1 protein-coding gene and 2 pseudogenes are annotated in these 6,365 nt (G+C 74.9%); all 3 read right to left on the bottom strand.

From position 1 onward, the window contains the following. Positions 1-396: pseudogene (locus EF918_RS30995) on the bottom strand (hypothetical protein); the annotation flags it as partial. Between the two features lie 199 nt (positions 397-595). After that, a pseudogene (locus EF918_RS31000) lies at positions 596-2,553 on the bottom strand (N-6 DNA methylase). A gap of 77 nt (positions 2,554-2,630) precedes the next feature. After that, positions 2,631-6,167 carry a transcription-repair coupling factor gene (gene mfd / locus EF918_RS31005; RefSeq protein ID WP_125652249.1) on the bottom strand — a complete coding sequence of 1,179 codons (3,537 nt, stop codon included), beginning with the start codon at positions 6,165-6,167 and terminating at the stop codon, positions 2,631-2,633. Positions 6,168-6,365 lie beyond the last annotated feature (198 nt).

Genomic DNA, 6,365 nt, shown 5'->3' on the forward strand with positions numbered 1-6,365 from the left:
CGGCGGGTAGTACGGGCCGGTGGCAGGCTGCTGCCCGCCGTACCAGGACGCCGGCAGGGAGTTGTAGTGGCGGATGTCCTCGTAGAGGAAATAGGCGATGACGGCGATGGCGGTGATCAGCGAGGTGATCATCGCGATGTCCGTGTTGGGGCCGGTCTCGCCGTCGGGGGTGTCGTCGCTGCCGAGCAGGGCGATGCAGGCAATGTTGATGGCCACCGTCACCACGAACAGCGCCCAGTTGCGGGGGCTGCGCGTCACGATCGCGACCTTGAGCATGCTCGCCCAGGCGAAGAACCCGCACGTCAGCAGGGTCAGCGCGGTGAACACCACGCGCAGCGTCACCTGCACCCCGTGGTTCGACGGGGCGGGGGGCTGCGGGAGGCCGGGGCCGTGCATCGCTGCTCCTGGGGAACGGGGCGGGGAAATGTACGTGCAGAGCGTATACAGGGACGCCGTCACCCGGTCAGCGGATGCACCCAACCGTCATGCGGGTGTGACCGCATCGGTCGCGAGGGGGTGCGCCGGCCGTCGGGAGGCGGTGCGCCGGCCGTCGCGAGGCGGTGCGCCGGCCGTCGGGAGGCGGTGGCGCCGGCCGTCACGAGGGGGTGACCGTGCCGTCCGACAGCCCGTCGTAGAGGCCCTGGACGAGCTGTTCGCCGAGCCGGGCGGCCCGTTGCAGGACGTCCTCGAACTCCGCGAGCGCCTGGAAGCGTGCCCCGTAGCGACGCTGCTCGGCGAGCGGCAGCCGGGGCAGGTGCAGGCGGCGCACGTCGAGCCGGGTGGCGCTGGAGGCGTAGCTGCTGGCCTGCCGGGTGTTGGCGGTGCCGCGCAGGAACCCGGCCAGGAACCAGGGGTCCAGCGCGGCCGGGTCGGGGCGCAGCAGGTACTGGTTGCGGCCGAGGGCCGTGCCGGCGGTCGCGGCGGTGACCACCCGGGCGGTGCCGGTGCCGCCCGGGACGGGAACCACCAGGACGTCGCCGACGGCGAGCGGGACGGGGGCGTCCCCGGCGGCCTGTCCGCCGCCGGTGTGCAGCACCAGGGCGCCGGCCCGGGCGAGTTCGCCGACGGTGGTGGCCGGCGGCCGGGTCCGGTCGCCGGCCGTGGCGGGCGGCGGGGTCAGCTCGGCCGCCCGGTGCATGGTCCGGTCCAGCCGCTCCCGTACGGCGGCCAGCTCGGCCAGGCCGCCGTCGGCGCCGGGCGGCGGCAGGTGACGGCCGGGGGTGAGGTCGACGTCCTCGTCGAGCAGGGCGACCACGGGCACCGCCAGTGCGCCCGCCGGCAGTTCGGCGGTGGCGCCGGTCCGGTCGTACGCGGCCCAGGCCTCGGTGACCGTGCGGTGCACGGCGGACCAGGAGGCCTTCTCCCGCCCCTCGGCCGCGGGGGCGGCCGCCTCGGCGGCGTCCACGAGCAGCACGTCGGCGGGGGCCGGCCCGCCCCGCACGCCCCGGCCGGGAGCGCGACGACGGCGCGCAGGGCGCCGCGGCGCAGCAGGTCGGCCCGGATCCGGCGGCCCGAGCGGCGGGCGGCGGCGGCCGGGGGCATGAGCAGCACGGCGGTGCCGCCCTCGCGCAGCCGGGCCAGGCAGTGCTGGGCCCAGGCGAGTTCGGACTCGGCGCGGGCGGGCAGGCCGTACTCCCAGCGGGGGTCGTAGGCGAGTTCCTCGTGGCCCCAGTTGCGCTCGTTGAACGGCGGGTGGCACAGGGCCACGTCGGCGCCGGCCCGCGGGAAGGCGTCGGCGCGCAGGCTGTCCCCGGCGGCGGCCCGCACCTCCTCGGCCCCGTCCAGCGCCAGGCGCAGCGCGGCGAGCGCCGCGAGTTCGGGGGCGGCGTCCTGGGCGGCCAGGCTCCGCGCGCCGGCGGCCCGGGCGGCCCGCAGCAGGGTGCCGGTGCCGCAGGCCGGGTCGAGCGCGGTCCGGGCGGGCCCGGCCAGCGCCGCCATCAGCTCGGCCGGACCCTGCGGGGTGCGCGTGTACTGCCGGGGGTGGGCGTCGAGGTACCGCCCGAGCAGGAACTCGAAGGCCTGCCGCGCCCCGCCCCCGGCGGCCAGCTCGGCGGCGGCCCGCCACAGCGGTGCGGGGCCGGGCCCGGCGGGCCCGCGGGCCGTGCCGGTGGCCGTGGCCGGCTCGGGGTCGAAGGCGGTCAGGGGGTGGGCCGGGCCGAGGCGGGCGGTGAGGAGCTGCTCGGCCACGGGCGGCAGGAGGAGGGCCAGGCGGGCGTCGGAGACGGCGGACAGCTCCAGCCAGTCGGTGGGGCGTTCGCGGACCACCAGCAGGGCGCGGCCCACCTCCACGAGCGCGGCCACGGCCCCGCCGGGGTGGGCGCAGACCTGCTGCCACACCCGCTCCCGCAGCGGAACCTCGGCCAGCTTGCCCTGGGCCCGCAGCCACTGCTCGACCTCGGCGAGCGCGAAGGACGGGCTGGTCGCGGTCCCGCCGACGGGCCGGGGGAAGTCGGCGTAGCGGCGCCGCCAGTTACTGACGGCGGCCCGCCCCACCCCGGCCAGCCGGGCGATCCCGGCGGCGGTCACTTCGGCGGCGGCACTGTTCTCGGGCATGGGCCCGAGCGTACCGCGCCGCGCGCGCGTTGACTCGGTTCACAGGCAATTGGCCCGTGAACGCCGCCCGCCTCGGCTCAGGTCAGCACCGTCGTCAGGAACTCCCCGGTCCACGCGAGCAGTTCCCGGCCGACCAGCGGCTTGCCGCCGATCTTGCCCGTCTTCGGGCGGGGCACCAGCACCTGGGACGTGGCCGGCTTGACGACCGTGCCCGGGTACAGGCGCTTGAGGCGCAACTCCTGGGACTCGCGCAGCTCGACCGGGCCGAAGCGGATGTTGCTGCCCTGGAGGGTGATGTCACCGACCCCGCAGGCCCGGGCCAGCATGCGCAGCCCCGCCACCAGCAGGAGGTTCTCCACCGGCTCGGGCAACTTGCCGTACCGGTCGGTCAGTTCCTCGCGGACCGCCTTGATGTCCTCCTCCGAGCCGGCCGAGGCGATCGCCCGGTACGCCTGCAGCCGCAGCCGCTCGCCGGGGGCGTAGTCGTGCGGGACGTGCGCGTCCACCGGCAGCTCGATCTTGACCTCCAGCGGGGGTTCCTCCTCGGCACCGCCCTCCAGGGAGGCCCGGTAGTCCGCGACCGCCTCGCCGACCATCCGCACGTACAGGTCGAAGCCGACGCCCGCGATGTGACCGGACTGCTCCCCCCCGAGCAGGTTGCCCGCGCCACGGATCTCCAGGTCCTTCATGGCCACGTACATGCCCGCGCCCATCTCCGTGTGCTGGGCGATGGTGGCCAGCCGCTCGTGGGCGGTCTCGGTCAGCGGCTTCTCCGGCGGGTACAGGAAGTACGCGTAGCCGCGCTCGCGGCCCCGGCCCACGCGGCCGCGGAGCTGGTGGAGCTGGGAGAGGCCGAAGTTGTCGCCGCGTTCCACGATGAGGGTGTTGGCGTTGGAGATGTCGATGCCCGACTCGACGATGGTGGTGGAGACCAGGACGTCGTACTTCTTCTCCCAGAAGTCGACGACCACCTGCTCCAGGACCTGTTCCGACATCTGCCCGTGCGCGGTGGCGATGCGCGCCTCGGGGACGATCTCGCGCAGCCGGGCGGCCGCGCGGTCGATGGACTCCACCCGGTTGTGGATGTAGAAGACCTGGCCCTCGCGCAGCAGTTCGCGGCGGACGGCCGCGCCGATCTGCTTCTCCTCGTAGGGGCCGACGAAGGTCAGGACCGGGTGGCGCTCCTCGGGCGGAGTGGTGATGGTGGACATCTCCCGGATGCCGGTCACCGCCATCTCCAGGGTGCGCGGGATGGGGGTCGCGGACATGGTCAGCACGTCGACGTTGGCCCGCAGCTTCTTCAGCTGCTCCTTGTGCTCGACGCCGAACCGCTGCTCCTCGTCGACGATGACCAGGCCCAGGTCCTTGAACTTGGTCTCGGAGGAGAACAGCCGGTGGGTACCGATGACCACGTCCACCGAGCCCTCCTTCAGGCCCTCCAGGGTGGCCTTGGCCTCGGTGTCGGTCTGGAACCGCGACAGCGCCCGGACGTTGACCGGGAACTGGCTGTAGCGCTCGGAGAAGGTGCCGAAGTGCTGCTGGACGAGGAGGGTGGTCGGGACCAGCACCGCGACCTGCTTGCCGTCCTGGACCGCCTTGAACGCCGCCCGCACCGCGATCTCGGTCTTGCCGTAGCCGACGTCACCGCAGATCAGCCGGTCCATCGGGACCGACTTCTCCATGTCCTCCTTGACCTCGGCGATGGTGGTGAGCTGGTCGGGGGTCTCCGCGTACGGGAAGGCGTCCTCCAGCTCGCGCTGCCAGGGGGTGTCGGGGCCGAAGGTGTGGCCGGGGGCCGCCATGCGGGCGCTGTAGAGCTTGATGAGATCGGCGGCGATCTCCTTGACGGCCTTCTTCGCCTTCTGCTTGGTCTTGGTCCAGTCGGCGCCGCCGAGCCGGTGCAGGGTGGGCGCCTCGCCGCCGACGTACTTGGTGACCTGCTCCAGCTGGTCGGTGGGGATGTAGAGGCGGTCGCCGGGCTGGCCGCGCTTGGCGGGGGCGTACTCCACGAGCAGGTACTCGCGGGTGGCGCCCTGGACGGTGCGCTGCACCATCTCGATGTAGCGGCCCACGCCGTGCTGCTCGTGGACGATGTAGTCGCCGGCCTGGAGGGTCAGCGGGTCGATCGTCTTGCGGCGGCGGGCCGGCATCCGGCCGAGGTCCTTGGTGGCGGTGCGCTGACCGGTCAGGTCGGTCTCGGTCAGCACCGCGATCTTCAGGCCCGGGTCGACGAAACCGCTGTCGAGGGAGCCGCAGGCGACGTGCACCAGCGAGGGCTCCAGCGCGCCGAGGTCGGCCTGGAGCCGGGCGGCGAGTCCCTCGCCGGCGAGCACCTCGACCGTGCGGGCGGCCGGGCCGTGGCCCTCGGTGACGTAGACGGTGCGCCAGCCGTCGGCGATCCAGCCCTTGGTGTCGGCGAGCGCGCGGGCGGTGTCGCCGCGGTAGCTCTCGGGGGCGTGCATGCCGAGCTTGAGGGTGTCGGAGGACAGTTCCTCGTCGGCGGCGAACGGCGACACCGACCACCACATCATGCCGAGCTCGCGGGCCCGGTCGCGGACGTCGGCGATGCCCCACAGGCTGGCGGCGCCGACGTCGATGGGGGCCTGGCCGCCGCCGGCGGTGGCGGCCCAGGACGCCTGGAGGAACTCCTGGCTGGTGGCGACCAGGTCGGCGGCCCGGGTACGGACCCGCTCGGGGTCGCAGACCACCGCCATGGCGCCGGCGGGCAGGACGTCCAGGAGCAGTTCCATGTCGTCGACGAGCACGGGGGCGAGGGACTCCATGCCCTCGACGGCGATGCCCTCGGCGATCTTGTGCAGCAGTTCGCCGAGCTCGGGGTGGCGCTCGGCGAGGTCGGCGGCGCGGGCGCGGACCTCGGCGGTCAGCAGCAGCTCGCGGCAGGGCGGGGCCCACAGGCCGTGCTCGGCGATCTCCAGCGAGCGCTGGTCGGCCACCTTGAAGTAGCGGATCTCCTCGACCTCGTCGCCCCAGAACTCGATGCGCAGCGGGTGTTCCTCGGTGGGCGGGAACACGTCGAGGATGCCGCCGCGGACGGCGAACTCGCCGCGCTTCTCGACCAGCTCGACCCGGGCGTAGGCGGCTGCCGCCAGGGCCTCGGTGACCTCGCCGAGGTCGACGCTCTGCCCCTGGCGCAGGGACACGGGGACCAGGTCCCCCAGGCCCTTGACCTGCGGCTGGAGCACGGAGCGGATGGGCGCGACCACGACCGAGACCGGGCCGGCGGCCGGGTCGTCGTCGCTGGGGTGCGCCAGGCGGCGCAGCACGGCCAGGCGGCGGCCGACGGTGTCGCTGCGGGGCGAGAGCCGCTCGTGCGGGAGGGTCTCCCAGGCCGGGTAGTCCACGACGGCGCTCTCCTGGCCCGGCGGCATCAGCGAGCGCAACGCCGCCGCGAGGTCCTCGGCCTCGCGGCCGGTCGCGGTGACGGCGAGGACGGTGCGCCCGGTGCGGTGGGCCAGTGCGGCGATCGCGAACGGGCGGGCCGCGGCCGGCCCGACCAGGTCGACGTGCATCCGGTGACCGTCGCCGGCCGCGGTGACCGCCTCGTTCAGGGCGGGGTCCGCGGTGACGGCGTCGAGCAGTCCGTGCAGGCTCATGAGGGCTTGTCCATCCGCAGGTCTCGGGGGCCGGGGGGCAACGCGAAGGGCCCGACACGTGAACGGGCCGGGGGTACCCAGCCTACGTCGCGGGGGGTCCCGGCGCGCCCGGGATCACGGTGCTCCGGGGTGCCCGGCCGCGCCGGGGGCGGCCGGGCCGGGCCGGGAGCCGCCGGGCCGGGCCGGGAGCCGCCAGGC

The sequence above is a fragment of the Streptomyces sp. WAC06614 genome, from assembly GCF_003949795.1.
In the GTDB taxonomy this organism is placed as follows: Bacteria; Actinomycetota; Actinomycetes; order Streptomycetales; family Streptomycetaceae; genus Streptomyces.

What these genes read in the sequence shown, in the direction of transcription:
- mfd (WP_125652249.1), bottom strand. Translation starts at nt 6,167, where the DNA reads ATGAGCCTGCACGGACTGCTCGACGCCGTCACCGCGGACCCCGCCCTG.